This is a genomic window from Oscillospiraceae bacterium CM, from assembly GCA_022870705.1.
In the GTDB taxonomy this organism is placed as follows: Bacteria; Bacillota; Clostridia; order Oscillospirales; family Oscillospiraceae; genus Sporobacter.
Window position 1 is genome coordinate 1,068,623 of sequence record CP072107.1, and the last position, 26,885, is coordinate 1,095,507.

Sequence of the window (26,885 nt, forward strand, 5' to 3'; positions counted from 1 at the left end):
ACGCCGAGCGCTTGATTCGGCGGAGCTCTGTTCAATAAGGGGAATCATCCATGAAGGACATATCGCGCATCGCACTGGCCGTGCAGGCCTCCACCACACTGGCCGTTGACGCGCTTGCCAAGCAGATGAAAGCAGACGGGCTGGACGTTGTCGGCTTCGGCACGGGCGAGCCCGATTTTGACACGCCCGATCATATTAAAGAAGCGGCAATCCGCGCTATCCGCGACGGACAGACGAAATATACGCCTGTCGCCGGTATCATCCCGCTGCGCAAGGCAGCGGCTGAGCGGCTCCGCCTTGACTGCGGTGTCGATTATGATTATACGCAGATTGTTGCCGCCAGCGGTGCCAAGCACAACCTTTTCGCCGCCTTGATGACGCTTCTCAATCCCGGGGACGAGGCCATCATCCCGGCGCCCTATTGGGTGACGTACACAGAGGCCGTGAAAATGGCGGGCGGTATCCCCGTCGTGATTGCAGCCGGGGAGGTAGCCGGATTTAAAATCACGGCAGCCCAGTTGGAGGCGGCCGTGACGGACAAGACGAAGCTTTGTATTCTCAACAATCCCTCCAACCCGACAGGGATGCTTTATACAAAGGATGAGCTTGAAGCCCTTTGCGACGTCTGTGTCCGGCATGATCTCTATATCATCTCCGATGAAATCTATTACAGGCTCGTCTACGACGGCAAGAAATTCACGAGCGTGTCATCTCTTGGGGAAGACGTGAAGGCGCGTACCATTTTGATTAACGGCGTCTCCAAGTCCTACGCCATGACGGGCTGGCGCATCGGGTTTGCCGCTGCGCCGAAAAATCTCGCAACGGTCATGACGAATTATTTAAGCCACGCCACCAGCGCGCCGTCGACAATTTCCCAGTTTGCCGCCTGTGAGGCGCTTTCCGGTGAACAGGACGGCATTGACGCCATGCGCGACGTTTTTCAAAAGCGGCGAGACTATATCGTCGGGCGCATCAACGCCATGGAAGGCGTTGGCTGTATTAAACCTGATGGTGCCTTTTACGTCATGCTCAACATTAAAAAGCTCCTCGGTAAAACACTTGGCGGCCGTGTCATCCATAACGCCGACGATTTTGCTTTGGCGTTTCTCGAAAAGGGGCTCGTTGCCGCTGTTTCGTGCGTCGGCTTCGGCGCGCCGGAATTCGTCCGCTTTACGTACGCCGCGTCGATGGAGAATATTGAAAAGGGGCTTGACCGGCTCGAAAAATTCCTGAAAGGATAAAAAAGAGGCAAAACAACTGAATATAAAGGCTTTGGAATCGGAGGAACGCGTATGACAGATCAAAGAATCTACGTGGACAATGCGGCGACAACGGCTGTCTCGGACATCGCTTTAAATGCGATGCTGCCGTACTTCAGGGACAGCTTCGGCAACCCGTCTGCAACGCACAGCTATGGCACACAAGCCAAAAGCGCTGTCGAAGAATCCCGAAAAACAATTGCCACCTGCCTCGGCGCGCGCGTCAATGAGATCTACTTCACTTCCGGCGGTACGGAATCGGACAACTGGGCGCTTATGTCCTCCGTCGCGCTGCGGCAGAAGGGCCGCCACCTAATTACGACCGAGATTGAGCACAGCGCTGTCTACAAAACGGCGCAGTATCTGGAAAAAAAGGGGTACGAGGTCACATTTCTGCCGGTTGACCGCTACGGCCTTGTCAGCCCCGAGCAGCTTGAAGAAGCCATTCGCGAAGATACCATTCTCGTCAGCATTATGGCGGCCAACAATGAGATCGGGACAATCCAGCCCATTCGTGAGCTTTGTGCTGTTGCAAAAAAGCACCGGGTCCTTTTTCATACGGATGCCGTTCAAGCAGCCGGGCATATTCCGATTTATGTCGGCGAGCTGGGCGTTGACATGCTCAGCATCTCGTCCCACAAATTCCACGGTCCGAAAGGTGTCGGCGCGCTGTATATCAATATCAGAACGGTTTTGCCCCCGATGGTCATCGGCGGCGGGCAGGAAAAAGGGAAGCGCTCCGGCACGCTCAACGTTTCCGGCATTGTCGGCATGGCGGCGGCGCTCGGTGACGCGTCAAGCCGAATGGATGAAATCGTCGGGAAGACAACGGCGATGCGCGATATGCTGACAACAGAGATTCTAAAAATGCCCGGCGTCCAACTGACGGGTCACCCGGAAAAACGCGTACCGGGAATCGCCTCTTTTATATTTAGTGGGATCAGCGGAGAGCCTCTTATTGCCGCGCTCAACGAAGCCGGTATCTGTGCCAGCGCCGGCAGCGCCTGCAGCGCCGGTTCCGGCGAGCCGTCCCGCATCCTCAAAGCCCTCGGGCTAACTCAAATGGAAAACGCCGCACCCCTGCGCTTGTCTATCAGCGAATACAATACGCCCGAGCAAATGAATCAGATCATTGCAGCGCTGCCTGCGGCGCTTAAAAGAGCCGCCGCCGAGCGCGTTGTCCCAAAATATATTAATCTCGACGACTATTGATAATTGCCCGAAAGGAACAACACAATGCCGACAAACGTTTATGAAAGCCCCTTATCATCCCGCTACGCGAGCGACGAAATGTTGTATCTGTTCTCCGCCGACAAAAAGTTTTCAACCTGGCGCAGGCTTTGGCTGGCGCTTGCCCGCGCGGAAAAACAGCTCGGCCTTGAGATTTCGGATACACAGGTCGATGAGATGGCGGCGCATTTAACGGATATTGACTATCAGAAGGCCGCCGAGATGGAAAAAAAGCTGCGGCACGACGTCATGGCCCATGTCCACACGTTTGGTGACGTTTGCCCGGCAGCGTTTCCGATTATACACCTCGGCGCGACAAGCTGCTACGTCGGCGATAATACAGACATCATCCTCATGCGTGACGGTCTCCGGCTGCTCAAAGGCAAGCTCCTCGGCGTTATAGAGCGTTTGGCGGACTTTGCCGAGCAGTATAAAAACCTGCCGACGCTTGGTTTTACCCATTTTCAGCCCGCCCAGCTGACAACCGTCGGCAAGAGGGCAGCCCTTTGGCTCAATGAGTTCGTCATGGACCTCGATGAAGTCGATTTCCGCCTGCAAACGCTCAAGCTGTTGGGCTCAAAGGGGACAACGGGCACACAGGCGAGCTTCATGGCGCTTTTTGACGGCGACCACGAAAAAATAAAAAAGCTGGACGCTCTTATTGCCGAAGAGATGGGGTTTGACGGCGTCGTCCCGGTTTCCGGCCAAACGTATTCCCGCAAGACGGACGCGTTTGTGCTCGGCACGCTCTCCGGCATCGCGCAGAGCGCCGCGAAATTTGCAACCGACATGCGGCTTTTAAGCCACCTCAAGGAGTGCGAAGAGCCGTTTGAAGGCAAACAGATCGGCTCGTCGGCCATGCCGTATAAACGCAATCCCATGCGCTGTGAGCGCATTTGCGCGCTGTCGCGCTATGTTATCGTTGACGCGCAAAACGCTGCCATCACGGCGCAGAGCCAGTGGTTTGAGCGCACGCTGGACGATTCGGCCAACAAGCGCCTGTCGGTGCCGGAGGCGTTTTTAGCGGTTGACGCCATCTTAAACATCTGTCTCAACGTTGCAAATGGCATCAAGGTCTATCCAAAAGTGATCGACAAGCACATCCGTGAGGAGCTGCCGTTTATGGCGACGGAGAACATCATGATGCAGGCCGTCAAAAAAGGCGGCAACCGGCAGGAGCTGCATGAGGCCATCCGCGTCCATTCGGTCGCAGCCGGGAGCGTTGTGAAAGAAGAAGGCCTTGCCAACGATTTGATCACCCGGCTGGCAGATGACCCGCTCTTTGGTCTGACCGAGGCGGAAATACGCGCAGAACTCGACCCGGCCAAATATATCGGCCGGGCGCCGGAGCAGGTGACAGAATTCTTGGAAACAGTTGTCCGCCCGCGTTTAGAGGCGATGGCTGACGCCCGCCTTGACGCTGAGACAGAGCTGAAGGTTTAGAACCATTCGGCGACGCGCCTTTTGAAAGGGGCTGTTACGATGACCTACAACGTCCGCGTTGTCACGGCGGAGGACGCGCTCAACCTCAATAAAATCGCCGAGAAATACCCGTTTGACATCTGGGTCCACGGCAATAGCGGCACGGCGGACGCGAAATCCCTCCTTGGGCTTATGCTGCTGACGATTGAGTCTGAGCTGACGCTCGTCGTCGAGGGGGAAGGCGATTTGTCAGCCTTTGAAGGAGACATCGCGCCATTTATAAGACAATAATAAAACCGGCCGCTTTTTAGCGGCCGGTTTGTCTGTTGATGCGTTATTTTTTCTTTTTCTCTTCGAGGTATTTCATCATGGCGCTGGCGGCCGTTTTACCGGCGCCTGCGGCAAGGATAACGGTTGCGGCACCTGTCACGGCGTCACCGCCCGCAAAAACACCCTCGCGCGTTGTCGCGCCGTTCTCGTCGGCGACAAGGCAGCCGTGCTTGTTGGCTTCCAGGCCTTTCGTCGTGGACTTGATGAGGGGGTTCGGGCTCGTGCCAACGGAGATGATGACGGTATCAACATCGATGACGAAGTTGGAGCCTTCCTTGGCAATCGGACGGCGGCGGCCGGAAGCGTCGGGTTCGCCGAGCTCCATTTCAACGCATTCGATGCCGACGACGCGGCTGTTCTCATCGCCGATAATTTTGACGGGGTTCCTGAGAAGCTGGAACTCAATGCCCTCTTCGATGGCGTGGTGCACTTCCTCGCTTCTGGCGGGCAGCTCGTCCATCGAGCGGCGGTAGATGATATAAACCTTCTCAGCGCCCATGCGCTGCGCGCAGCGTGCCGCGTCCATGGCAACGTTGCCGCCGCCGACGACGGCGACGCGCTTGCTTTTAACAGCCGGCGTATCGTAGCCGTCCTTGTAGGACTTCATGAGGTTAATACGCGTTAAGTACTCGTTGGCCGAGTAGACGCCTAAAAGCGATTCGCCTTCAATGTTCAAGAACTGGGGAAGCCCCGCGCCGCTGCCGATAAAAACAGCCTCATAGCCGTCAGCGAACAGCTCGTCAATCGTCATTGTCTTACCGATGACCATATCCGTTTTAATGGTGATGCCGTAGCCCTGAAGCTGCTCGACTTCTTTTTTAACGATCGACTTCGGGAGTCGGAATTCCGGGATGCCGTAGATCAAAACGCCGCCAGCGTCATGAAGGGATTCAAAGACCGTGACGTCAAAGCCGTTCATCGCCAGGTCGCCCGCGCACGTGAGACCGGCCGGGCCGGAGCCGACAACGGCAACCTTCACACCGTTTTTCTGAATCGTCGGGCAGGCCTTTTTCTCCGCACAGGTGATGTGGCGGTCGGCGGCGAAGCGCTCAAGGCGGCCAATGCCGACAGGCTCACCCTTGATGCCGCGGACGCATTTGGCCTCGCACTGAGACTCCTGCGGGCAGACACGGCCGCAGACAGCGGGGAGGCTGTTCGTGGAGGTCAGAATTTCATAAGCGGCCTCATAGTCGCCCTCAGAAATTTTGCCGATAAACTCGGGTATGCGCACGTTAACGGGGCAGCCCTCAACACATGGCTTGTTTTTGCAATTGAGGCATCTGGCGGCTTCGTTTTTGGCCATTTCCTCGGTGTACCCGAGCGCGACTTCTTCGAAGTTTTTATTGCGGACCTGCGGTTCCTGTTCCGGAATCGGGGTCTTTTTCTTGTCCATGTTAGCCATGCGTTCTGATACCTCCCGTCAGTTTGCAAACATGCTCACGATCATGCTGCTCACGCTCTTTATAGATCGAGTTGCGCTTCATAAGCTCGTCAAAGTCAACCTTATGGCCGTCAAAATCAGGGCCTTCAACGCACGCAAAGCGCATGACGCCGTCCACCGTGACGCGGCAGCAGCCGCACATGCCGGTGCCGTCGATCATGATGGGGTTGAGGCTGACCGTGCAGGGCACATTAAAGGGCTTTGCCGTGTCGCACAACAGTTTCATCATAATAATGGGGCCGATGGCGATGACCATATCATACTGATTACCGGCCTCTAAAAGTGATTTGAGCTTTGTTGTTGTAAAGCCCTTTTCACCGGCTGTGCCGTCGTCGGTCATCAGGTAATAATTTTTGCAGACCTTTTTCATCTCGTCTTCGAGGATAACAATGTCCTGGCTGCGGAAGCCAGCAATAATGTCAACCTCGGCACCGGCATTGAAAAGGGCCTTAGCGGAGGGGTAGGCGATGGCGCAGCCGACGCCGCCGCCGACAATGCAGACCTTTTTGATGCCCTCAATATGCGTGGGGATACCGAGCGGGCCAACAAAATCGGCAATCGTGTCGCCCACATTGAGCTGATCAAGCAGCATCGTGGAGCGACCAACGATCTGGAAGATAATCGTCACTGTCCCTCGGACAGGGTCGGTATCCGCAATGGTCAGCGGGACGCGTTCACCGAATTCATCGATCTTGAAGATGATGAACTGCCCGGCGAGCGCCTTTTTTGCGATTTCAGGTGCCTCAATTTCCATTAAGGTAACCGCATCGTTCAGTTTCTTTTTTGTAGCAATTCGAAACATGTAATTTATAGACCTCCCTGACATTTTATTTTCATTTTAGTCCAACGCAACCGATTATACCAGCGGAAATATCATGCTTATAGCCGATTCGACTTTTTTTGTATTATTTTTGTGATGTGCAAGTTACTCTTTTTTGAGTTCTTTATCGATTTCCTCAAGAAGCTTTCGGTCCTGCTTGTCTTGAAACGACAGCTTCTCGTATAAATCAGGGCGGCGCAGACGCGTGCGGAGAATCGACTGTTTCCGCCGCCATTTGTCAATATTTTTATGATGACCGGATAAGAGCACCTCCGGCACTCGGCGGCCGTTCCAAATTTCCGGCCTTGAGTACTGCGGGTATTCCAAAAGGCCGTTCCAATGGCTTTCGTTCGTAAAGCACGATTCATCCGGCAAAACGCCTGGCACAAGGCGGCAGACGGCGTCGGCAACGGCGAGCGCCGGGATTTCGCCGCCGGTCAAAACAAAGTCGCCCAGCGAAATTTCCTCGTCGACGCTCTCCTCGATAAACCGCTCGTCGACACCTTCATAGTGGCCGCAGACGAGGATCAGTCTGTCATAATCGTTTTTAAGACGGATGGCGTCTGCCTGTGTAAAAACCGTCCCGCAGGGGGAGAGGTAAATGGTGTGAACGCGTGAGCCCGCTTCATCGCAGATGTGCTTCCAGCAGTCATAGAGCGGCTGTGCCTGCATGACGCAGCCGCGTCCGCCGCCATAGGGGTAGTCGTCCACCTGATTTTGCCGGTTCGTCGTATAATCGCGAATCTGATGGCAAACAACGCGTACAAAGCCCCGCTCCTGCGCGCGGCCGATGATGCTCTCAGAAAGCACATCGCCGACCGTCTCGGGAAAAAGCGTCATGATATCAATAATCATGACATGCCCTCGATCCGGTGAAAGGTAATCATACCGGCGTCCAAGTCAACGCGCCGGACAAAGTCGGACACGGCCGGGATGAGGATTTCATGCGTACCGGTAATAACGTACACATTATGCGGCGTGAGCGTTAAAACGTCCGTCACGCGGCCGAGCTTTTCGTCCGTATCGTCGTCAAAGGCGTCAAGCCCGATCAGATCGGCAATAAAATGCTCGCCCGGCGGTAAAGGCGCGTCATCCCGTTTAATAAAGACTGTTTTGTTTTTCAGCCGGACGGCATCGTCGATGGTTTCGACACCGCCAAATAAAACGATGAGACTGCCCTTATGCACCCGCGCCGAAATAACAGCGACGGGCACGCCGTCTAGATAGAGCGTTTTAAACGCGGCGAGAAAGGCCGGGGTGTTGGCCCACGGCTGGATTTTAACCTCGCCGCGGATGCCATGCGTCCCCGTGACCTTTCCGGCTTCGAGAAACTCTTTGAGCATGGATGACCTCCGATATCATCAGTCGACAATATCAACGCTGATGCGCTTGCCCTGCCGCTGGGCGACGGAACGCATGAGCGCCCTGATTTCCTTGGCAACCTTGCCTTGACGGCCAATGACCTTGCCCATGTCGCTCTGCGCCACACGCAGCTCAAAAACCGTCTCTGTTTCGGTTTCCTTTTCCGTCACGGTGACGTCGTCGGGGTTGTCGACGAGATTCTGCGCGATATAAAGCAGCAACTCTTTCATTGTCTTTCCTCGGATTAAACAGCGCCGGATTTTTTAAGAAGCGCCTTGACGGTGTCGGTCGGCTGTGCGCCGTTTTTGATCCAATACTGTGCGCGCTCAGCGTCAACTTTCAGTTCAACCGGCTCGGTCAGCGGGTTGTATGAGCCGATCTCCTCAATGCAGCGGCCGTCGCGCGGGGAGAGGGAATCGGCCACGACGATTCTGTAATAGGGGTTTTTCTTCGCGCCCATGCGGCGCAGCCTGATTTTTACCATGATATTTGCCTCCGTTATTTAAATAGATTTTATAATTCAATATCAAGTGATATTAAATGACGTTATGTGTTAAAAACCAAAAAGACCTTTTTTGCCTTTCAGGCCTTTGCCGCCACCGAACATCGCGGGCATGCGGCCCTTCGACATCTGCTTTGTCATGGTCTGCATCATTTCAAATTGCTTGAGCAAACGGTTGATGTCAACGACCTGCGTGCCGCTCCCCGCGGCGATGCGCTTTTTCCGGCTGGAGTTCAAGAGGGACGGGTTGTCGCGCTCACGCTTTGTCATTGACAGGATGATGGCCTCTGTTTTTGTAATATCCTTTTCGTTGATGGAGGCCCCGGCCAGCGCCTTCGCGTCGACGCCCGGCAGCATCCCGGCAATATCCGACAGGCTGCCCATCGATTTGAGCTGCGTCAGCTGTTCGTAATAATCCGTCAGCGTAAACTTGTTTTTTGAGAGCTTTTCCGCCATCTCGCGGGCTTTCTTCTCATCAAAGTTCTGCTCGGCCTTTTCGATGAGGGTCATCACGTCGCCCATGCCGAGAATCCGTGAGGCCATCCGGTCGGGGTGGAAAACCTCTATCTGGTCAAGCTTTTCGCCGGTACCGGCAAATTTGATGGGCTTGCCCGTCACAGCCCGGACGGAAAGCGCTGCGCCGCCGCGGGCGTCACCGTCAAGCTTTGTCATCAAAATGCCGTCAATGCCTAATGCATCGTCAAAGGCTTGCGCCGCGTTGACGGCGTCCTGGCCGGTCATGGCGTCAATGACGAGCAGAATTTCTGTGGGCTGAACGGCAGCCTTGATATTTTTTAATTCATCCATCAGCGCCTCGTCGATATGAAGGCGACCGGCGGTGTCGAGAAAAACCATGTCGTTGCCGTGCTTATTGGCGTGCGCGATGGCTGCCGTGGCAATCTCAACGGGATTGGCCGTCCCCATCTGGAAAACGGGCAAATCGAGCTGCTTGCCAACCGTTTCAAGCTGCTTAATGGCCGCCGGGCGGTAAATGTCGCACGCGACAAGCAGGGGACGTTTGCTGTGCTGTTTGCGCATAAGCGCTGCAAGCTTCGCGCCATTCGTCGTCTTACCGGCGCCCTGTAAGCCGACGAGCATGACAATCGTCGGCGGTTTTGACGAAATTTGAATTTTAGCGTTTGTTGTGCCCATCAAAGCCGTGAGCTCTTCGTTCACAATTTTAATGACCATCTGCGCCGGGGTTAGGCTCTCCAAAACGTCCTTGCCGACGGCGCGGGTGCTGACAGCCGCTATAAAGTCCTTGACGACCTTAAAGCTGACGTCGGCTTCCAAAAGAGCGAGGCGAACCTCCCGCATGGCCTCCTTAATATCAGCCTCGTGGAGTCGCCCTTTACCCCGCAGCTTTTTAAAGGCTGCGCCAAGTTTTTCGGAAAGGCTTTCAAATGCCATAAAAGTCCCTTAACCTTTCAGACCGTTTAACATATCGTAAAGCTCCTGCAGCCGCCGGGACGGCGTGCCGTTTTGCGCCTGCTCGGCCAGTAATTCACCGGTAAGCGCAGCGGCTTTATCCGCCACGGACTGCATCAGTGCAAAGCGCTGAATGAGGCCGGTTTTGCGCTCAACAGCCGACAGGGTGTTTTCCGCCCGCATAATCAAATCGTGTACGCCCTGGCGGGAAATCCCGGCGTTTTCCGCAATCTCGGAAAGCGACAGATCCTCGTTGTGGTAGAGGTCAAAGTATTCGCGCTGTTTGTCCGTCAGAAGGTCGCCGTAAAAATCAAAAAGCATCGCCATCTGGAGCTTTTTATCCGTCATACTGGCCGCCTCCGGTGTTAAGCATTATTACTTGACACATGATACAGCAAAAAGCGCCGTCCGTCAAGCTGTATTTGGCGCAGTTTTACCGGCGGTCGACTGGGAGAGCTTGGCTGAAGACATAGTTTAACTTTGCGGGAATAAAATGAAACGGATAACGCGTAAAGGAGTGCTGACCATGCAGTGTCGGATCGCCGACCTTCGGTGCAAGGAGGTCATCAATGTTTGCACCGGTTTTCGGCTGGGTTTTGTCTGTGACGTCCTAGTCGACACCCTGACGGGCTGTGTCATCGCCATCGTTGTCCCGGGGCCGTGCCGATTCTTCGGCCTGTTCTGGCATGAAGACGATTATGTCATCCCGTGGGAGTGTATTCGCTGCATCGGGGAGGACATCATCCTCATCGACGTCGGCGGCGATTACCGCCGCGAAAAACGCCGCAAGTTTATTTGGGTATAAGTAAGACGCACCTAATGGGCATGATCGTCGGCACGGGCTGGCGATCATGCCTTTTTCCATGCATCATCATAATAAAAATAATTCGTATTGTATATAACATTAGTACTTGATTTTAGCGGATTTATCTGTTAAACTACCATTTGCTGTACAAATACGCACAGCCTCGGATTTCGCGCCGTGTGCCGTAAGGTCGGCGTGAAAGCTGATGAGGCTGGAGGAAAAACAAAATTGGAGGAAAAATCATGGCAGTAGTCTCAATGAAACAGCTTCTCGAAGCGGGTGTCCATTTCGGCCATCAAACACGCCGCTGGAACCCCAAAATGGCGCACTATATCTACATGGAGCGCAACGGCATTTATATCATCGACCTGCAGAAGACGGTTAAAAAGCTGGAAGAAGCTTATAACTTCGTCCGCACGCTCAGCGAAAACGGCGGTTCAATCCTTTTCGTCGGCACGAAGAAGCAGGCGCAGGATGCCATTAAGGAAGAGGCAGAGCGCGTCGGCATGTTTTTTGTCAACGCCCGCTGGCTCGGCGGCATGCTGACAAACTTTAAAACGATGCGCACCCGCATCGACCGTCTCGCCCAGCTGCGCAAAATGCAGGAAGACGGGACATTTGACATGCTTCCGAAAAAGGAAGTTATCAAGCTCTCGAATGAAATCGAAAAGCTCGAAAAATATCTCGGCGGCGTTAAGGACATGAAAAAGCTCCCGTCGGCTCTCTTTATCGTCGACCCCCGCAAAGAGCGCAACGCCATCGCCGAGGCACGCAAGTTGAAAATCCCGATTGTCGCGATTGTTGATACCAACTGCGATCCTGACGAAATTGATTATATCATCCCCGGCAACGACGACGCCATCCGTGCTATTCGACTCATTTCGCAGGCCATGGCCAGCGCCGTTCAGGAAGGCCGCCAGGGTCTTGACGTTGCCGAAACGCCTGCTGCGGAAGCGGCAGCGGCACCGGCAAAAGAGGAGGCAGAATAAGATGGCATTTTCCGCACAGGACGTTAAAGAGCTCCGTGAACTGACGGGCGTCGGCATGATGGACTGCAAAAAAGCGCTGACGGAATCCGACGGCGATATGCAGAAGGCCATTGACTGGCTGCGCGAAAAGGGTCTCGCCGCCGCACAGAAAAAAGCAGGCCGCATTGCCGCTGAAGGCATGGCCTATTCAGCTGTTATTGATAACATTGGCGTCGTTGTCGAAGTCAATGCGGAGACAGACTTTGTCGCGCAGAACGAGAAGTTTGTCGATTTCGTAAAGGGCGTTGCCGAGGCTGTCGCCAAAAATGCACCGGCCGACCTTGAGGCGCTTTTGGCTTCCAAGTATCCCGGTTCCGACAAAACGGTTCAGGAGATGCAGCAGGAGATGGTGCTCGTCATCGGCGAGAACATCACAACGCGCCGCTTTATCCGGTACACCGAAGGCGTCTGCGTGCCTTACGTTCACGCGGGCGGCAAAATCGGCGTTATGGTTAATATGGACGTTTCAGGCATTGCCGACATGGACGCCGTTACGGCGCTTGGCAAGGACATTGCCATGCAGATCGCGGCGATGAACCCCACTTACAGAGACAAGTCGGACGTTGACCAGACCGTTCTTGACAAGGAAAAAGAAATCCTCATGATTCAGGCGAAGGAAGACCCGAAGAACGCCAACAAGCCTGAAAACATCATTGAAAAGATGGTTCTGGGCCGCGTCGGCAAATTCTATGAGGAAAACTGCCTCCTGCAGCAGGCCTTTGTCAAGGGCGATAAGATTACCGTTGAGCAGCACGTAGCGCAGACAGCCAAGGCGCTCGGCGGCACGATTACCGTCAAGGCGTTTACGCGCTTTGAAAAAGGCGAGGGCATCGAGAAGAAGCAGGAAAACTTCGCCGACGAGATCTCCAAGCTCGTTCAGTAAGCATCAGATAAAATTAGCAGCCGCCGGTTTTAACCGGCGGCTGCTTTGTGTTATTGTGCACTAGGCCTTTTTTGATGCACGGTTGATGGCGCTGATGATGCCGCGCAGGGGTGCGAGGTTAATGTTTGGGGACATGCCGACGCCGAAAAAGTCATGACCGGCCTCGTCGCGCAGCTGGATATACGCCACAGCCTGCGAGTCGGAACCGTCTGAGATGGCGTGCTCCTTGTAGTCGACAAACGTTAAGCGATCCATTTTCTGGCCGCGGATGGCGTTAAAGAAGGCATCAACCGGGCCGTTGCCCTCGCCGCTGATCTCAAAGGTCGTGTCCTTGTGTATCATCGTCCCGGAAAAGCGAACGGTTGATTGCTCGTTTTCCTCCGAGGACTCCGAAAAAGCGTGCCGGACGAGGCGGTACGGGGCGTCAAGATTCAGATATTCCTGTTTAAACAGCTCAAAAATGCGCTCGGGCAGGAGTTCCTTGCCAACATGGTCGCTCTCTTTCTGAACGACGGCAGAAAACTCGGCCTGCATGGCCTTTGGCAGTTCAAACCCAAAATTGTGCTCCATGATAAACGCCGTGCCGCCCTTGCCGGACTGGCTGTTGATGCGGACGATCGGCTCAAAGCGACGGCCGACGTCGGCGGGATCGATGGGGAGGTAGGGGATTTCCCAGTATTCCGTGCCGGACTCTTTCATATACTTAAATCCTTTATTGATGGCGTCCTGATGCGAGCCGGAAAACGCCGTAAAAACGAGGTCGCCGGCGTACGGATGGCGCGGGTGGACGGGCAGGCGCGTGCACTTTTCGTACAGCGCCCGGATTTTCGTGATGTCCGACAAGTCGAGCTTCGGGTCAATGCCCTGAGAATACATATTCATCGCCAGCGTCACGAGGTCGACGTTGCCGGTGCGCTCGCCGTTGCCGAAGAGCGTGCCCTCAACGCGCTGGGCACCCGCCAGCATGGCAAGCTCCGCTGCGGCGACGCCGGTACCGCGGTCGTTATGGGGATGAATGCTGATGATGGCCGCGTCGCGGTTCGGCAGGCGGCTGATGAAGTACTCGATCTGATCGGCGTACTGGTTCGGCATGCTGCCCTCAACGGTGGACGGCAGATTCAAAATGACGGGGTTTTCCGGCGTTGCGCCCAGCGCCGTCATGACAGCCTCACAGATTTTGACGGCGTTGTCCATCTCTGTTCCTGAAAAGCTCTCCGGGGAATATTCGAAGCGGATGTTCATGCCGCTGTCAATCGCCGGGCGGCTTAAATCACGGATGAGGGCGGCGGCGTCGACGGCGATTTTGATAATGCCGTCCATGTCGGTTTTAAAAACGACCTTGCGTTGGAGTGTCGATGTCGAGTTATAGAAGTGAATAATAACGTTTTTAGCGCCATGAACGGCGTCAAACGTCTTTTTAATGAGGTGCTCGCGCGCCTGAACGAGAACTTGAATCGTCACGTCATCCGGGATGTGGCCGCCGTCGATGAGCGTTCGGAGGATTTCATATTCCGTTTCGGAGGCCGAAGGGAAGCCAACCTCGATTTCTTTAACGCCGATGTCGACGAGCATTTTGAAGTAGTCAAGTTTTTCAGAGAGATTCATGGGGTCGATAAGCGCCTGGTTGCCGTCTCGCAGGTCAACGCTGCACCAGTCGGGCGCTTTTGTGAGCACCTTGGAGGGCCACGCGCGCGTGGTCATCACTTCGGGCTTGAAGGGGATATACTTTTCGTGTGCTGTTTTCATGCTGGTTCCTCCTTACAGTCATGGCTGTCGGGGAAATCAAAACGCCCCCGACGATACAATCGTCGGGGGCGTGACATTCACGCGGTACCACCCCGGTTCGGCAGCGGCTTGCGCCGGTGCCCTCGTGACCTCTGGCAAGGTCTGTGCCGATAACGAGGCCAACCGTCCCACCCTACATGTCGGGCAGGCGACTCCGGGATGAGCTATACACATTTATCGGTGTGCCGCCTCGCACCAACCGGCGGCTCTCTGAAGTCACGTCAAAATGTCTTGTTCCCTTCAGCGTCTTTAATATTATAACATTACTAAAATTTATTGGCGTTGTCAAGACCGTTTTTTGCGCTCAAATGATGCTGCCTGTCCGGCAATAGGGACGCAAGGGGCACGCGGCGCAGTCGGGCCGCCGCGCTGTGCAGACGGCTCTCCCGTGCAGCACGAGGCGGTGGCAGAAGTCGGACGATTCATCCGGCGGCAAAAGCGCGCGCAGGGCCGACTCGATTTTAACCGGGTCCTCCGTGTCGACAAGACCGAGCCGGTTCGACAGCCGGATGCAGTGCGTGTCGACGACGATGGCCGGTTTTTTATAGACGTCGCCGAGGATGAGGTTGGCCGTTTTGCGCCCGACACCAGGTAGTTTCAGCAAAGCCTCCATCGTATCGGGGACACGTCCGGAAAAATCACGAACGAGCATCTGCGCGGCGGCAACGATATCGCGCGCTTTGGCATGATAAAAGCCGCAGGAGTGAATATAGCGTTCAACATCTTCAATGTTGGCATTGGCGATCGCACCGAGTGTCGGGAACGCTGCGTAAAAAGCCGGTGTAATTTTGTTGACGCGCTCGTCCGTACACTGGGCGGCCAGGCGTGTGGCGAACAGAAGCTCGTAGTCCTTTTTATAGTGCAGCGAGCAGGTCGCGTCGGGGTATAATGATGCCAGAACACGGATGATATCTTGTATGGCGTTTTGACCGGTCATAAAAAATCTCCAAAAAGAATATTTAATCCGATCATAGCATGACACCTGTTGAAAAGCCACTCATTTTACAGAATTATGTGTTGAAAAAGCGGCGGAAGTTCTATATAATGTCCTTAATTTTATGTTATTGGAGGAAGACCCGTGATTCGAGAGATGATGGCCGCGATTTCCGATTACGACCCGGAGGTCGGTGCGGCAATTGAAAAGGAATTTGCCCGCCAGCGCCGCAATATTGAACTGATTGCTTCTGAAAACTGTGTCACGGAGCCTGTGCTGCTTGCCGCCGGAACAGTTTTGACGAATAAATATGCCGAAGGCTATCCCGGCCACCGTTATTACGGCGGCTGTGAGGAAGTCGATGTGGTGGAGACGATTGCCATCGAGCGCGCAAAAAAGATTTTTGGCGCGAATTTCGTCAACGTCCAGCCGCATTCCGGCGTCTCCGCAAACTACGCGGCCTACATGGTGCTCACGAAACCGGGCGATACGGTGCTCGGCATGAACCTCGACCACGGTGGCCATCTGTCGCACGGCAGCCCGGCTAACTTTTCCGGCAAATATTATAACATCGTCTCCTACGGCGTCACGCCCGACACAAACCTTATTGATTACGACGAGGTGCGCGCGCTGGCCAAGAAGCATGAGCCGCGGATGATCGTTGCCGGTGCCTCAGCCTATCCCCGTATTATCGACTTTAAGGCGTTTTCGGAAATCGCCAAGGAAGTTGGCGCGTCACTCATGGTTGACATTGCCCATATTGCAGGCCTCGTTGCCGCCGGTGAGCATCCGTCGCCCGTGCCGTACGCCGACATTGTGACGACGACGACGCATAAAACAATGCGCGGCCCCCGGGGTGGCCTCATTATGACAAACGATGAGGCTCTTGCCAAAAAAATCAACAGCGCCGTATTCCCGGGCGCGCAGGGCGGCCCCCTGATGCACATCGTTGCCGCCAAAGCCGTCGCTTTCGGCGAAGCGCTCAAGCCCGAATATAAAACGTATCAGCAGCAGATCCGCAAAAACGCCAAGGCGCTGGCGGAAGCCCTCTTGGGCTACGGCTTTGATCTTGTCTCCGGCGGAACGGACAATCACCTGATGCTCGTTGACCTGCGCAAATTCAACGTCACGGGGCGAGACATGGAAAAGCTTTTAGACACCGTTTACATTACAGCCAACAAAAACAAGATTCCGAACGACCCGCAGAACGCCTCGCTCACAAGCGGCATCCGCCTCGGCACACCGGCCGTCACCGGTCGCGGGTTTATGGAAGAGGACATGAAAAAGGTCGCCGAGCTCATTTTCCTCACAGCCTCGGATTACAATAACAAGGCCGACTATATCCGCAGTGAGGTGAGTCAGCTCACGGAAAAATATCCGTTGTACAATTAATAACAGTAGGCACTAAACGGGCGGGAGCAATCCCGCCCGTTTTTGAATTTTAAATTCTGGGCAGACACAAGGTCTGCCCCTACTTTCCAGATGTCCCGGCATGATATTCATCGTCCGTCCATCGGCATGGATTTTGCCGGATATAGTTGCACTTTGATAGGTAGTCTTTTTCATCACGAATGATATGTTCGTAGTAGTTTCTCTGCCAGAGTCTCTTTTCGAATCCTTCGAAGATGCCACTATTAATGCCTCGAATATAGTTTACAGTTGACTTTGATTTAAAAACTTGAATAATTTTCCCAACCGTCATCTTAGGGGCAGACCTTGTGTCTGCCTGTGCCGGCATCGTAAATGCAGAGCTTGTGTCTGCCTGTGCCGGCATCGTAAATGCAGAGCTTGTGTCTGCCTGTGCCACCATCGTAGGGGCAGACCTTGTGTCTGCCCTTGCAATAGTTAATATACAATGCAAGTGGTTTGGCATGAGTATGAATTCGGGTGATGATACACATGGAAAAGAAGCGATTGTTTCCATCCAGACGTCTTCGATCATTTTCCCAGCCGTGTTCAAAACGACGTGGGCAGACACAAGGTCTGCCCCTACGTTAACCTCACCAAATAAACACGCTCGGTTCATGGTGCAAATCGTTATATAATAGGAAGCGGCCGATGCATAATCGAATGATTTTAATCGGATAGAATGTCTGTGATGAATGTCAGGATCGTATTTCATAGGATTCACCCGAAATTTATTGAGCTATCGCCGCAACAAGTTCGTCATACAGCGCTTTCGTCTGGACGATATCGTGGTTATTAAATATTATGATTTCTGTCGTTGTTGTGAGGTAAATATATTGAGAGATAGATGAATCGACAAAGACTAAAACGTCGCCGATATCGGAGCTGCAATAGCCTTTTGTAACAGTACCAGCTCCTCCGTAGCCATTCGTCCGTTTCAAATTGCCTGGCAAAGTTTCTTTTAGGTCAACGCTTTTGATATCCGCAAGATTGAGTGTTTTGCCGTACATGGATTTAATTGTAAACGTCCGGTCAGTTGACGATATAGAATAGACAGGCGCACTACCGCCGTAAACAACCAAGGCGACGGAACCGCCGACGGTCAGCAAAATAAAAATCGAGACGATAATTAAAACGATCATATTTTTTTTGTTTGGTGCGGGTTGAGAACTGATGTCACGCCCTTGAGCGAGGCATTTTTTGTTGGTGTACATCATTAAAAAAATAACGGAACACGCAAGCAGGATAATGTAAAGGATCGAGTATGTCACATTATGTAACACGATTAAAAAAACCGTCGCCAAATCAACAAAGAATAACTCGATACCAACGGCCCGGGACAACTTTTTTGATTATATTTTGCCTTTTCCGCGGGACTTGCCGTGTTATATCCGGCGATGAGCCAACTGCCCTTTCCAAAAAACAATAAAACCGAGGAGATGAAAGTGACGCCAATCACAACCCAGAATAAGATCATAATAACCTCCAACTCTTTTAGGTAAATATGGTGTCAGTTACAATAAATACATATTAGCATCAACGATTATGAAATGCAAATCTTAGGCATTCAAGCATTCTATGACCGCAAAAGATTCAGTTGCTATTTCTGTGCATCTCAGGTAGATTTGACTGTGAAAGGTGATGATCGTATGGACAGGCCGCTTGCGGATGAAATGCGCCCCGAAACGCTCGACGACGTCGTAGGGCAGAAACACATTCTGGGTCAAAAAGGCCTGCTGCACCGTATCATTGACAGTGGCACAATTCCGAATATGATCTTTTACGGCCCGTCCGGCACAGGAAAGACGACGGTGGCTAATATCATTGCGCGCGCGTCCGGCAGATCGTTTCACAAGCTCAACGCCACAACAGCGAGTTCCGGCGATATAAAAAGCATCATCGCCGACCTTGACACACTGCTCGCGCCAAACGGCGTGCTTCTATATCTCGACGAAATCCAATATTTCAACAAAAAGCAGCAACAGACGCTTTTAGAGTATATCGAAAACGGGAAAATTACCCTCATCGCTTCAACGACGGAAAACCCCTATTTCTACGTCTATAACGCGCTATTAAGCCGCAGCACCGTTTTTGAATTCAAGGAGGTGACGGCAGCGGATGTCCGCCCGGCCGTTTTGCGGGCGCTCGGCTATCTTGAAAGGCGCGATCACGTGACGATTCAGCCGGAAGACGGTGTTGTTGCGCACGTATCAAGCGCCTGCGGCGGCGACGTTCGCAAAGCGCTGTCTGCCGTCGAGCTGTTATATGCGGCCTCGGCGGAAAAAGACGGCATTGTCCGAATCACGCTTGACGATGCCAGCGCGCTGACGCAGCGCAGCGCTATGCGCTACGACAGGGACGGCGACAGCCATTACGATATTCTCTCGGCGCTTCAAAAGTCGATCCGAGGCTCCGACCCGGACGCGGCGGTGCATTATTTAGCCCGTCTTTTAGAGGCGGGGGACCTCATTTCGCCGTGCCGTCGCCTGCTCGTTATCGCCGCGGAGGATATCGGCTTGGCATTCCCGCAGGCCATTGCCATCGTCAAAGCCTGCGTGGACAGCGCGTTTCAGCTCGGCCTGCCGGAGGCACGGATACCGCTGGCCGAGGCCGCCGTCCTCTTAGCGACGGCGCCAAAATCAAACAGCGCTTATTTCGCCATCGACGCCGCGCTCGAGGATATCCGAAAGGGGAAGAGCGGTGAGGTTCCGCGCGAACTCCAAAACGTTCACGCCGATTCGACCGGCATGGAGCGCGGACAGAATTACAAATATCCGCACAGCTATCCGAATCACTGGGTCGCGCAGCAGTATCTGCCGGACACGATCAAAAACACGACATATTATGAGTACGGCGACAATAAAACAGAGCAGGCCGCGAAGAAATACTGGGACTTAATCATGAATGGGGATAGATTGGCGGGCGATTCATAATCGCCCCTACGCAAAAAAAACAAATTCCACGCTCAAATGGGAGGCGCGTATGGACGTCCAAGTCGGCGATGTCGTCACAATGAAAAAAAAGCACCCGTGCGGCGCTTTCACTTGGCAGGTGCTGCGTATCGGGGCCGATTTCAAGCTGCGTTGCACCGGCTGCGGGCACGAAATCATGAGCGCACGGAGCAATATCGAAAAAAACATCAAAAAAATCGAGCGGTAGCTGATCTAGTCCCGAATGAATCCTAAGGCTCTAAAATCTTACCAAGAAGATCAGAAACATGCGGGTAGTAGAGAAACGCTGTCGTGATGCCAAGGCGCTGCGCGACGGCGAGCTTGCGCCGAATGCTGGCGGCTGTATCGAATAAGACAAAATGTGTGCCTTTTTTATTGCGGTATGTAAAATAATTGGCACATAGGTCATTCGATAAAAAGGTCTGCGGCTTGTACTCCGCCAAAAGCGCTTCAAATTCGCCCGGTGCGAGTGCCCGTCCTGCCCCGGTGACGGCCGGAACAAGAAAGTCCATTTTAACGCGCTCAATTTCCAAGGCGACACGATGCGCCCCGTACCGCGTGACGGCGTCACCGAGATGGTCAGAAAGCCGCCCGCCGGACAGCGCCGACTGAATGAGCACAACGCCCGTTGGGCAGGCCGGTGCGAGTGCTTCCTGAATATAAAGCGTGAGGGACTGTTCGGCGGCTGCCGCCGAAAGTCGAACAGCCAAAGAGGCGGCGGCTGGCGGCGCTTTATCGCCCGTTTCCAAGACAATACCCGTGAAATTGTGCCGCGCGCATTCGGTGAGGATTTCGGCAACTAGTTCGGATACCGGCCCGCCGCCCGTGAACCCGTCTGTATCGAGCACCATCACCCCGCCGTTTTTGACCTCCGCGCCTTGCGCCCGATATAGCCGGTAACCACGGCCGATCCGATAAATCATGTGAGCGACAGTCAGGCCGCTCCGACCGGCTGATTCAATGAACTCCGGCGGCGCGGCAATGAAAATATTTGTGTTATTATCCAATTGTTCCTGCCTCCCAGAACGTGGTAGAATCAAACAGTATTATTCAAAACGCTCGGCGCATGCTCAATGTGCCGCATTCGTCTGCCGTCTGACCGGTATTAGCCGGTTAAAAAGGGCGCGACTTGATATACTATAAAGTATGATAAATAGGTGTCTTATATGAGTTTTTCACTGGTACCGGACTTCTCTTTTAAAAGCATTTGTGATGTGTCGCCCGAATTTCTCAGGCGGCACGGCATTACTTTGCTCCTGCTGGACCTTGACAATACGATGGCGCCGTACGGTACTTTGGAACCAACGGCATCAATCGCCGCGTGGGCGGAAAACGTCCGTGACAGCGGTGTTGACCTCTTTATCGTGACGAACAACAGAAAATCAAAACGCGTTGAAAGCCTTGCCGCCGCGTTTGGCGTTGACTACATCAAGGGTGCCAACAAGCCGTTCGTCACCGGCGTCAATAAGGCGCTCGCGCGCTTGGGTCGTCATCGGTCGGAAACGGCCCTCGCCGGTGATCAGGTCTATACCGACATCATTGCCGCCAACGCCGCCGGTATCACATCCATCATTGTCGAGCCAATCCGGCTCATTAACCCTGTGCTCAACCTGCGCTACTGGCTGGAAGCGCCCTTCCGGGCTATGTGCCGCAATAAAATGGGGCAGCAAAAAACAGCGGAATAAGATGCGCTTTTTTGCGCAAGGGGGAGAGCGCTGTGACGCATTTACAGACAATTCAGGCTGCCGTTAAAAACAGCGGCACAGACGCCGTGCTGCTAACAAGCGCAACTGCTCGCTTTTACGCGACGGGCTTTCCCTCAACGGCGGGCGTCTGTCTGGTGGCAGCGGAAAAAGCGTGGTTTTTGACGGATAGCCGGTATTTTGAGGCGGCCAAAGCGCAGATAGGGGACGCCGCAGTTTTGGCGGTCGGCCGGGAAGCACCGTATGCAAAGCAGCTCAACGAAATTTGTGCGGATAACGCCATCCGCTCACTTGGCTTCGAAGATGCGACGATGACTGTTTCTGAACACGCCGAGTGGCAAAAGAAGCTCGATCCGCTGCTCGTCGCCTCCAGCAGGCTTGTTGACGATCTGCGCGCCGTTAAAAGCAGGGAAGACCTTGCTTTTATGATTGCCGCGCAGCGTATTGCGGAAAAATCATTTGAGGAAATTCTGCCGCTTGTTGGGGCAGATATCACGGAAAAAGAGCTTGCCGCCGAGCTTGTCTGCCAGTTTTTAAAAAATGGCGCAGACGACAAATCGTTTGACCCCATCGTTGTTTCCGGCCCGCGCTCAAGCCTGCCGCACGGCGCTCCAAGCGACGCGAAAATCCAAAAGGGCTTTCTGACGCTCGATTTCGGCGTGAAAAAAGACGGCTGGTGCTCCGACACGACGCGCACGCTCTGCGTCGGGCAGCCGGACGCAGAAATGCAAAAAATTTATCATGCTGTCTTAAACGCGCAGGAAGCAGGGATTGCCGCCGTACGCGCCGGGGTACGCGGGTGCGATATTGACGCGGCTGCCCGCCGCGTGCTGGAGAAAAGCGGCTATGGCACATACTTTACACACGGCTTTGGCCATGGCGTCGGGTTAGACGTGCATGAGTCCCCGTCGGCCGCGCCGTCGTTTGACGGGGTCATACCGGCCGGCGCCGTCCTTTCAGCTGAGCCGGGTGTCTATATCCCCGGCCGCTATGGCGTCCGGATTGAGGACGTCGTCTACGTCACGCAGGACGGCTGCGAAAACCTGACAAGCCTTCCGAAGACACTGCTCGTTGTATAAATTGTCCTTGCAAACGTGGTGGACATCGGATAAAATAACTGCAGACCAGACACGAAACGGGAGGAAAAAAAATGATTTCTGCAAGTGAGTTCAGAAACGGCGTAACCTTTGAAATGGACGGGAAGGTTATGCAGGTTGTCGAATTCCAGCATGTCAAACCGGGCAAAGGCGCGGCATTTGTCCGCACAAAAATGAAAAACGTCATCACGGGCGCTGTTGTTGAAACGTCGTTTAACCCGACGGACAAATTCGAAAACGCTTTTGTTGAGCGCCGTGATATGGAATACAGTTATAACGACGGCAATCTGTATTATTTTATGGACATGGAGAGCTTTGAGCTTGAGCCGATTGACGGCAGCATCCTCGGTGACAATTTTAAATTTGTCAAGGAGAATATGCCGTGTACGATTTATGCCTACAAAGGCAAGGTTTTCAATGTCGAACCGCCAAACTTTGTCGAGCTCGTAATCACGCAGACCGACCCGGGATTTAAAGGTGACACGGCAACGAACGTGACAAAACCGGCAACGGTTGAGACGGGCGCGGAGGTCAAGGTGCCGCTCTTTATCAGCGAAGGCGAAAAGATCCGCATCGACACGAGAACAGGTGAATATTTGGAGCGCGCCAAGGGCTGAGATCGCAAAGCGATTTAAGTATACGAAGGTGTTTAACAGCTGAAGGAGGCACATAATGACAGTTTCTGAAAAAGTGGCATATTTAAAAGGTCTTGCGGAAGGGCTCGGGCTCGACACGGATAAAAAGGAAGACAAACTCATTTCGGTTATCATAGATACGCTTGAGGACATTGCGCTGGAGCTTGAAGATCTCAGTGAAAACGCGCTTGACATCGGCGATGAGCTTGACGCCCTGTCGGACGATCTGGCCGATGTTGAAGAGATCGTTTTCGGCGATGACGATGACGACGATTATGAAGACGACGACGAAGACGGCTGTGACTGCTGCTGTGATGATGAGGATGACTGCTGCTGCGGTGATGAAATCGCCTATGAAGTGACATGCCCGTCCTGTGGTGAGGACATCGTTATCGATGAGACAGACCTTGAACACGGCTCGGTCGACTGCCCGAAATGCGGCGACAAGCTGGAGTTCGAGTTCGATGACGAGGAAGAAGAAAAGGGCGAGTAAGCAGTCCGGCGACGATGACCCAATCGCGCCTCCGGTGCAACCGGAGGCGCTTTTTCCTTGTTTGTATAAAAATGCTAGAAATCCGACTTGACAAACAGACGGAATTCGTCGTATTTTGTAAACACGGCGTGTTTAAGAAAATCGTGTGAGGATCGGAATTTGAAGAATATTTTGAAAAAACTGAATATCACGCGGCTTAAACCAGCGCCCGAAATCGTCTTATTTGTCTGTCTGACGGGTGCTTTTATACTGTTTGTGGCAGCTTTGGCGGTTCCTGTACCCGCCTGGGTTAAAAAGGCCGTTTTCGGCGCTTCCATTCTGTTGTCGACGTATGACATGATTTTAGAAGCTATTTTTCGACTTATTAAAAAAAGATCGCTTGACAAAAACCTGCTTTTCATAATTGGTGTCGTTACCGCTTTTTGTATTGGCAAAGCCGGTGCGGGTGCTGCGGCAATTTTGATGTTGAGAGCCGGGACGCTTCTGCGGGAGATCATAACGGAGAAAATAACAACGCATATTAAAAGCCGGCTCGACCGTCGGCCGGAGACTGCCAATGCTGTTATTAACGGCGCTGTCACGCGCGTCCCTGCCGGGCGTGTTCAGGTCGGTGATATCGTCTCTGTCGCACCCGGTGAGATTCTCGCATTTGACGGGATTGTCATCAGCGGCGAATCGGCGCTTGATACGTCTGCCTTCACGGGTGATACGCGCCTTGTGCCGGTCACGGACGGCAGCCTTGTGACCTCGGGCAGCGTGAACAACACGGGCGTTTTGAATGTTCGTGTCACGATGACGTTTGACGATGCGTTTGTCGCACAGACTGCCGCCATTGTCGAGGAAGCATCGGAGAGAAAAGCGAAGCCCGAGCGCCGCCTGGCGCGTGTGACGGGTCTCTTAACGCCTGCCGTCATCGTTCTGGCCGTCTTGATTGGTCTTGCAGTGCCGCTCATTGGCGGCTTGCCGATAACCCCGTGGCTCTACAGGGCGCTCACGCTGCTTTTTGTCGCTTCCGGTACTGTCTATAGCGCGTTGGTATCTATAACATATTTCGCAGGCATTGCGCGTGCGCTGCAGTCCGGCATTCTCTTTAAAGGACACAGCATTTTAGATGCCGTTGCACACACGACGTCGGTTATTTTCGATAAAACGGGCGTTTTGACAACAGGCCGCTTTCAGGTCACCGATATTCATGCCTATGAAATTTCAGGTGAGCGCCTTTTTCTGCTGGCGGCGTATGCCGAGATGTTCTCAAATCATCCGATAGCCCGCTCCATTGCCGCTGCCGCGGGTACAGAGCCGGACGAGTCAAAGGCCTCCAATTATCGGGAGCTTCCCGGCCGCGGTGTCGAGGTTCAAATCGGCAGCGTCACTGTTACAGCCGGTAACGAGCGCATGATGGCCGAAGTCGGCATCACGCCGGACATTTCGCAAGCACCGGCAAGTGTTGTATACATTGCCGTCAACGGGAAATACGCCGGGCGCATATTGCTTCGCGATGATTTAAAACCAGATTCTCAAAAAGCTATTGCGGATATAAAAGCCCTTGGGATTGACAGAATCGCGCTTTTTACCGGCGACAAAAAAGAAGCCGCTGCCGACGTTGCGGTATCTCTTGGCATACGGGAGCTGCATGCCGAGTGTTTGCCGGATGAGAAGGAGAAGCGTCTTAAGAGCCTGCGTGAGATGCAGTTGGAAGGGGACAAGCTCCTCTTTGTCGGCGACGGTGTTGCCGACGCCGCGCTGTTTCAAATGGCGGATATCGCCGTGACGCTCGGCGGTTTCGGCCGCTCGGAGGTTTTTGAGCCTGCCGACGTCGTTGTGATGACAGATGAGGCAAGCAAGATTCCCGTGGCTGTCACATTGGCGCGTGAAACGGCAAAAACAGTAACACAAAGCATCATTGCGCTTCTTGGTGTTAAAGCACTGCTCCTGCTGACGATTTTGATTGGTATTGTTCCGGTCTGGCTCGCCGTTTTTATCGACGCCGCGGTTTGCATTTTTGCGGTTTTTAACGCCGCGCGTGCCTTCGGCTTGCACTTAAAAGATCTGCGCGCGCTCTTGCTCGCTAAAGAGAGCCGGGAAACCGTGGATGATGAGGCTTTCTAATAAATGGCGTTACCTAAAAACAGTGCGGCGGCCAATGGCCGCCGCTTACGTATTTACTTGGCGTTTGGGTTTTTCTTCTGCTGCTGTTGCTGATTCATGCCAGTCTGATTGACCGATCGATTTTGCTGCGGTGTTTGCTGATTGTTGCTATTCATATCCTGCTGATTTTTTCCCTTTGAGGCCATATTCTGCCACCTCCTTCAATGATTCAACGCTATTGTGCACAACATAGTGGTGTTTTATACGGAGGCGGGCCGTTGCTTTAATTGTTGAAAACATCGGTGAGAAAGGCTTGCTAGACGGTCGAAATTATGGTAAAATCTCTGTTGCTCATAGTGTGGGTCGATAGAGAATTATTGAGGAGTTGTTTTCATGTCGGGGCATTCCAAATGGCATAATATTCAAAAAACAAAAGGCGCTGCCGACGCCAAGCGCGCGCAGGCCTTTACGAAGATAGCGCGAGAGATGATCGTTGCCGTTAAAGAAGGGGGCAGCGGGGACCCAAACAACAATTCGCGCCTAGCCACTGTTATTGCAAAGGCAAAGGCGGCCAATATGCCCAATGACAATATCAAGAGAACAATTGAAAAGGCGCTCGGCTCCGGAGCCGGTGATAATTTTGAAAGCATCACCTACGAAGGCTACGGCCCGGCCGGTGTTGCCGTTATTGTGGAAGCCATGACAGACAACCGCAACAGAACGGCCTCGGAGGTCCGCCATTATTTTGATAAGTACGGAGGCAACCTTGGCGCTACCGGCTGCGTCTCCTGGTCGTTTGACCGCAAGGGCGTTATCATCATCGACAATGAGGATGAAGCGCTTGAAGAGGACGCCGTCATGACGGACGTGCTCGATGCCGGTGCCGAAGATTTCGTGGTGGGCGAGGGTGCTTTTGAGATTTATACAACGGTTGACGGCTTTAATGCTGTGGCAGACGCCTTGGAGAAAAAGGGATATCAGTTCCTCTCCGCGCAGCTTGAAATGGTGCCGCAGAACACCGTGAAGCTCACAAATCCCGACGACGTCAAGAACATGGAGAAGATGCTGGAGCTCATGGAGGACTATGACGACGTCCAAAACGTCTGGCACAACTGGGAAGAATAACGTATAAATTTATCCGGCGCGCCCAAATGGGCGCGCTGTTTTTATTATTTTAGCAAAGGATTAATAAAAATAAGTTGCTAAAACGTCAAATCAGTTGTATAATATGGACAATAATATTGAAATATATTATTAAGTTATTGTTTAAAATAACGTAATG

Annotated in this window: 30 protein-coding genes and 1 other annotated feature; of the genes, 16 read left to right on the forward strand and 14 right to left on the reverse strand. The window is 53.4% G+C overall.

Translation table 11 applies throughout. From position 1 onward, the window contains the following. Positions 1-50 precede the first annotated feature (50 nt). Genes IZU99_05335 through IZU99_05350 form a run of 4 tightly spaced genes read left to right on the forward strand, consistent with a single transcriptional unit; the run spans position 51 to position 4,202 of the window. Complete coding sequence (locus IZU99_05335; GenBank protein UOO38669.1) at positions 51-1,241, forward strand: pyridoxal phosphate-dependent aminotransferase; 1,191 nt, start codon at positions 51-53, stop codon at positions 1,239-1,241. Positions 1,242-1,292: 51 nt separating this feature from the next. Beyond that, a complete protein-coding gene (locus tag IZU99_05340) occupies positions 1,293-2,471 on the forward strand; it encodes a cysteine desulfurase (GenBank protein UOO38670.1) in 1,179 nt (392 codons plus the stop codon). 24 nt (positions 2,472-2,495) lie between these two features. Further along, positions 2,496-3,932: an adenylosuccinate lyase gene (locus IZU99_05345; protein UOO38671.1), complete on the forward strand. Its 1,437-nt coding sequence runs from the start codon at positions 2,496-2,498 to the stop codon at positions 3,930-3,932. Positions 3,933-3,971: 39 nt separating this feature from the next. Then, positions 3,972-4,202 (forward strand): HPr family phosphocarrier protein, encoded by a 231-nt coding sequence (locus IZU99_05350; protein UOO38672.1) that lies wholly within the window; start codon positions 3,972-3,974, stop codon positions 4,200-4,202. Positions 4,203-4,245: 43 nt separating this feature from the next. Here the strand turns inward: IZU99_05350 and gltA are convergent, their stop codons facing one another. From gltA to IZU99_05390, 8 genes are all read right to left on the reverse strand, one after another. Next, positions 4,246-5,643, reverse strand: a complete 1,398-nt coding sequence (gene gltA, locus IZU99_05355) for an NADPH-dependent glutamate synthase (GenBank protein ID UOO38673.1) — start codon at positions 5,641-5,643, stop codon at positions 4,246-4,248. Next, complete coding sequence (locus tag IZU99_05360) at positions 5,636-6,484, reverse strand: sulfide/dihydroorotate dehydrogenase-like FAD/NAD-binding protein (protein UOO38674.1); 849 nt, start codon at positions 6,482-6,484, stop codon at positions 5,636-5,638. Before IZU99_05360 ends, gltA begins: the two co-directional genes overlap by 8 nt. 123 nt (positions 6,485-6,607) lie before the next feature. After that, positions 6,608-7,357 (reverse strand): tRNA (guanosine(37)-N1)-methyltransferase TrmD, encoded by a 750-nt coding sequence (trmD, locus tag IZU99_05365; protein UOO38675.1) that lies wholly within the window; start codon positions 7,355-7,357, stop codon positions 6,608-6,610. Continuing rightward, the gene (rimM, locus tag IZU99_05370; protein UOO38676.1) at positions 7,354-7,845 is read right to left on the reverse strand and encodes a 16S rRNA processing protein RimM; all 492 of its coding nucleotides are present in this window, start codon (positions 7,843-7,845) and stop codon (positions 7,354-7,356) included. Before rimM ends, trmD begins: the two co-directional genes overlap by 4 nt. Positions 7,846-7,863: 18 nt before the next feature. Continuing rightward, entirely contained in the window at positions 7,864-8,094 is a 231-nt protein-coding gene (locus IZU99_05375) for a KH domain-containing protein (protein ID UOO38677.1), read from the reverse strand. 14 nt (positions 8,095-8,108) lie between these two features. Then, a complete protein-coding gene (gene rpsP, locus IZU99_05380; GenBank protein UOO38756.1) occupies positions 8,109-8,351 on the reverse strand; it encodes a 30S ribosomal protein S16 in 243 nt (80 codons plus the stop codon). 66 nt (positions 8,352-8,417) lie between these two features. Further along, entirely contained in the window at positions 8,418-9,776 is a 1,359-nt protein-coding gene (gene ffh / locus IZU99_05385; protein ID UOO38678.1) for a signal recognition particle protein, read from the reverse strand. A gap of 9 nt (positions 9,777-9,785) precedes the next feature. Then, entirely contained in the window at positions 9,786-10,142 is a 357-nt protein-coding gene (locus IZU99_05390; GenBank protein ID UOO38679.1) for a YlxM family DNA-binding protein, read from the reverse strand. Between the two features lie 178 nt (positions 10,143-10,320). Between IZU99_05390 and IZU99_05395 the strand changes: the two genes are divergently transcribed. The 3 genes from IZU99_05395 (at position 10,321) to IZU99_05405 (ending at position 12,510) form a co-directional block, all read left to right on the forward strand. Further along, a complete protein-coding gene (locus tag IZU99_05395; protein UOO38680.1) occupies positions 10,321-10,599 on the forward strand; it encodes a YlmC/YmxH family sporulation protein in 279 nt (92 codons plus the stop codon). A 242-nt stretch (positions 10,600-10,841) separates the two neighbouring features. Continuing rightward, the gene (gene rpsB, locus IZU99_05400) at positions 10,842-11,588 is read left to right on the forward strand and encodes a 30S ribosomal protein S2 (protein ID UOO38681.1); all 747 of its coding nucleotides are present in this window, start codon (positions 10,842-10,844) and stop codon (positions 11,586-11,588) included. A gap of 1 nt (position 11,589) precedes the next feature. Then, on the forward strand, positions 11,590-12,510 hold the full coding sequence (locus IZU99_05405; GenBank protein UOO38682.1) for an elongation factor Ts: 921 nt from the start codon (positions 11,590-11,592) through the stop codon (positions 12,508-12,510). A gap of 60 nt (positions 12,511-12,570) precedes the next feature. Here IZU99_05405 and leuA read toward each other — a convergent pair whose 3' ends face one another. Beyond that, a complete protein-coding gene (gene leuA, locus IZU99_05410; protein UOO38683.1) occupies positions 12,571-14,256 on the reverse strand; it encodes a 2-isopropylmalate synthase in 1,686 nt (561 codons plus the stop codon). Between the two features lie 61 nt (positions 14,257-14,317). Continuing rightward, positions 14,318-14,548: a binding site (T-box leader), on the reverse strand. 51 nt (positions 14,549-14,599) lie between these two features. Further along, entirely contained in the window at positions 14,600-15,232 is a 633-nt protein-coding gene (gene nth, locus IZU99_05415) for an endonuclease III (GenBank protein UOO38684.1), read from the reverse strand. A gap of 153 nt (positions 15,233-15,385) precedes the next feature. Here nth and IZU99_05420 point away from each other — a divergent pair, with 153 nt between their 5' ends. After that, on the forward strand, positions 15,386-16,621 hold the full coding sequence (locus tag IZU99_05420) for a serine hydroxymethyltransferase (GenBank protein ID UOO38757.1): 1,236 nt from the start codon (positions 15,386-15,388) through the stop codon (positions 16,619-16,621). 79 nt (positions 16,622-16,700) lie between these two features. On the opposite strand, the gene IZU99_05425 is transcribed toward IZU99_05420, so the two are convergent. The 3 genes from IZU99_05425 to IZU99_05435 form a co-directional block, all read right to left on the reverse strand. After that, positions 16,701-17,351 carry a hypothetical protein gene (locus IZU99_05425; protein ID UOO38685.1) on the reverse strand — a complete coding sequence of 217 codons (651 nt, stop codon included), beginning with the start codon at positions 17,349-17,351 and terminating at the stop codon, positions 16,701-16,703. Between the two features lie 16 nt (positions 17,352-17,367). After that, complete coding sequence (locus IZU99_05430; GenBank protein UOO38686.1) at positions 17,368-17,778, reverse strand: hypothetical protein; 411 nt, start codon at positions 17,776-17,778, stop codon at positions 17,368-17,370. Positions 17,779-17,921: 143 nt separating this feature from the next. Continuing rightward, positions 17,922-18,113 (reverse strand): DUF3784 domain-containing protein, encoded by a 192-nt coding sequence (locus IZU99_05435; protein UOO38687.1) that lies wholly within the window; start codon positions 18,111-18,113, stop codon positions 17,922-17,924. Between the two features lie 172 nt (positions 18,114-18,285). On the opposite strand from IZU99_05435, the gene IZU99_05440 reads away from it, so the two are divergent. Both IZU99_05440 and IZU99_05445 read left to right on the forward strand, forming a co-directional pair. Then, a complete protein-coding gene (locus tag IZU99_05440; GenBank protein UOO38688.1) occupies positions 18,286-19,569 on the forward strand; it encodes a replication-associated recombination protein A in 1,284 nt (427 codons plus the stop codon). Between the two features lie 49 nt (positions 19,570-19,618). Beyond that, positions 19,619-19,795: a DUF951 domain-containing protein gene (locus tag IZU99_05445; GenBank protein UOO38689.1), complete on the forward strand. Its 177-nt coding sequence runs from the start codon at positions 19,619-19,621 to the stop codon at positions 19,793-19,795. Between the two features lie 22 nt (positions 19,796-19,817). Here the strand turns inward: IZU99_05445 and IZU99_05450 are convergent, their stop codons facing one another. Next, positions 19,818-20,594 carry a hypothetical protein gene (locus IZU99_05450; protein ID UOO38690.1) on the reverse strand — a complete coding sequence of 259 codons (777 nt, stop codon included), beginning with the start codon at positions 20,592-20,594 and terminating at the stop codon, positions 19,818-19,820. Between the two features lie 159 nt (positions 20,595-20,753). Here IZU99_05450 and IZU99_05455 point away from each other — a divergent pair, with 159 nt between their 5' ends. From IZU99_05455 to IZU99_05480, 6 genes are all read left to right on the forward strand, one after another. Then, positions 20,754-21,272 (forward strand): YqeG family HAD IIIA-type phosphatase, encoded by a 519-nt coding sequence (locus IZU99_05455; protein ID UOO38691.1) that lies wholly within the window; start codon positions 20,754-20,756, stop codon positions 21,270-21,272. Positions 21,273-21,304: 32 nt separating this feature from the next. Beyond that, positions 21,305-22,369 carry an aminopeptidase P family protein gene (locus IZU99_05460; GenBank protein ID UOO38692.1) on the forward strand — a complete coding sequence of 355 codons (1,065 nt, stop codon included), beginning with the start codon at positions 21,305-21,307 and terminating at the stop codon, positions 22,367-22,369. 71 nt (positions 22,370-22,440) lie between these two features. Next, positions 22,441-23,004, forward strand: a complete 564-nt coding sequence (gene efp, locus IZU99_05465; GenBank protein UOO38693.1) for an elongation factor P — start codon at positions 22,441-22,443, stop codon at positions 23,002-23,004. A 55-nt stretch (positions 23,005-23,059) separates the two neighbouring features. After that, complete coding sequence (locus IZU99_05470; protein ID UOO38694.1) at positions 23,060-23,515, forward strand: hypothetical protein; 456 nt, start codon at positions 23,060-23,062, stop codon at positions 23,513-23,515. A 159-nt stretch (positions 23,516-23,674) separates the two neighbouring features. Continuing rightward, a complete protein-coding gene (gene cadA, locus IZU99_05475; protein ID UOO38695.1) occupies positions 23,675-25,624 on the forward strand; it encodes a cadmium-translocating P-type ATPase in 1,950 nt (649 codons plus the stop codon). Positions 25,625-25,996: 372 nt separating this feature from the next. Beyond that, complete coding sequence (locus IZU99_05480) at positions 25,997-26,728, forward strand: YebC/PmpR family DNA-binding transcriptional regulator (protein ID UOO36747.1); 732 nt, start codon at positions 25,997-25,999, stop codon at positions 26,726-26,728. Positions 26,729-26,885 lie beyond the last annotated feature (157 nt).

Excerpts from the sequence above, each read along its gene's own strand:
- leuA (UOO38683.1), bottom strand. The coding sequence starts at position 14,256 with ATGAAAACAGCACACGAAAAGTATATCCCCTTCAAGCCCGAAGTGATG.
- IZU99_05345 (UOO38671.1), top strand. The coding sequence starts at position 2,496 with ATGCCGACAAACGTTTATGAAAGCCCCTTATCATCCCGCTACGCGAGC.
- IZU99_05480 (UOO36747.1), top strand. The coding sequence starts at position 25,997 with ATGTCGGGGCATTCCAAATGGCATAATATTCAAAAAACAAAAGGCGCT.
- IZU99_05390 (UOO38679.1), bottom strand. The coding sequence starts at position 10,142 with ATGACGGATAAAAAGCTCCAGATGGCGATGCTTTTTGATTTTTACGGC.
- IZU99_05445 (UOO38689.1), top strand. The coding sequence starts at position 19,619 with ATGGACGTCCAAGTCGGCGATGTCGTCACAATGAAAAAAAAGCACCCG.
- IZU99_05405 (UOO38682.1), top strand. The coding sequence starts at position 11,590 with ATGGCATTTTCCGCACAGGACGTTAAAGAGCTCCGTGAACTGACGGGC.
- trmD (UOO38675.1), bottom strand. The coding sequence starts at position 7,357 with ATGATTATTGATATCATGACGCTTTTTCCCGAGACGGTCGGCGATGTG.
- rimM (UOO38676.1), bottom strand. The coding sequence starts at position 7,845 with ATGCTCAAAGAGTTTCTCGAAGCCGGAAAGGTCACGGGGACGCATGGC.
- IZU99_05360 (UOO38674.1), bottom strand. The coding sequence starts at position 6,484 with ATGTTTCGAATTGCTACAAAAAAGAAACTGAACGATGCGGTTACCTTA.
- ffh (UOO38678.1), bottom strand. The coding sequence starts at position 9,776 with ATGGCATTTGAAAGCCTTTCCGAAAAACTTGGCGCAGCCTTTAAAAAG.
- IZU99_05420 (UOO38757.1), top strand. The coding sequence starts at position 15,386 with ATGATGGCCGCGATTTCCGATTACGACCCGGAGGTCGGTGCGGCAATT.
- gltA (UOO38673.1), bottom strand. The coding sequence starts at position 5,643 with ATGGCTAACATGGACAAGAAAAAGACCCCGATTCCGGAACAGGAACCG.
- IZU99_05440 (UOO38688.1), top strand. The coding sequence starts at position 18,286 with ATGGACAGGCCGCTTGCGGATGAAATGCGCCCCGAAACGCTCGACGAC.
- IZU99_05375 (UOO38677.1), bottom strand. The coding sequence starts at position 8,094 with ATGAAAGAGTTGCTGCTTTATATCGCGCAGAATCTCGTCGACAACCCC.
- efp (UOO38693.1), top strand. The coding sequence starts at position 22,441 with ATGATTTCTGCAAGTGAGTTCAGAAACGGCGTAACCTTTGAAATGGAC.
- IZU99_05395 (UOO38680.1), top strand. The coding sequence starts at position 10,321 with ATGCAGTGTCGGATCGCCGACCTTCGGTGCAAGGAGGTCATCAATGTT.
- nth (UOO38684.1), bottom strand. The coding sequence starts at position 15,232 with ATGACCGGTCAAAACGCCATACAAGATATCATCCGTGTTCTGGCATCA.
- IZU99_05350 (UOO38672.1), top strand. The coding sequence starts at position 3,972 with ATGACCTACAACGTCCGCGTTGTCACGGCGGAGGACGCGCTCAACCTC.
- IZU99_05340 (UOO38670.1), top strand. The coding sequence starts at position 1,293 with ATGACAGATCAAAGAATCTACGTGGACAATGCGGCGACAACGGCTGTC.
- IZU99_05430 (UOO38686.1), bottom strand. The coding sequence starts at position 17,778 with ATGATCGTTTTAATTATCGTCTCGATTTTTATTTTGCTGACCGTCGGC.
- IZU99_05455 (UOO38691.1), top strand. The coding sequence starts at position 20,754 with ATGAGTTTTTCACTGGTACCGGACTTCTCTTTTAAAAGCATTTGTGAT.
- IZU99_05435 (UOO38687.1), bottom strand. The coding sequence starts at position 18,113 with ATGATCTTATTCTGGGTTGTGATTGGCGTCACTTTCATCTCCTCGGTT.
- IZU99_05335 (UOO38669.1), top strand. The coding sequence starts at position 51 with ATGAAGGACATATCGCGCATCGCACTGGCCGTGCAGGCCTCCACCACA.
- IZU99_05425 (UOO38685.1), bottom strand. The coding sequence starts at position 17,351 with ATGAAATACGATCCTGACATTCATCACAGACATTCTATCCGATTAAAA.
- IZU99_05470 (UOO38694.1), top strand. The coding sequence starts at position 23,060 with ATGACAGTTTCTGAAAAAGTGGCATATTTAAAAGGTCTTGCGGAAGGG.
- rpsB (UOO38681.1), top strand. The coding sequence starts at position 10,842 with ATGGCAGTAGTCTCAATGAAACAGCTTCTCGAAGCGGGTGTCCATTTC.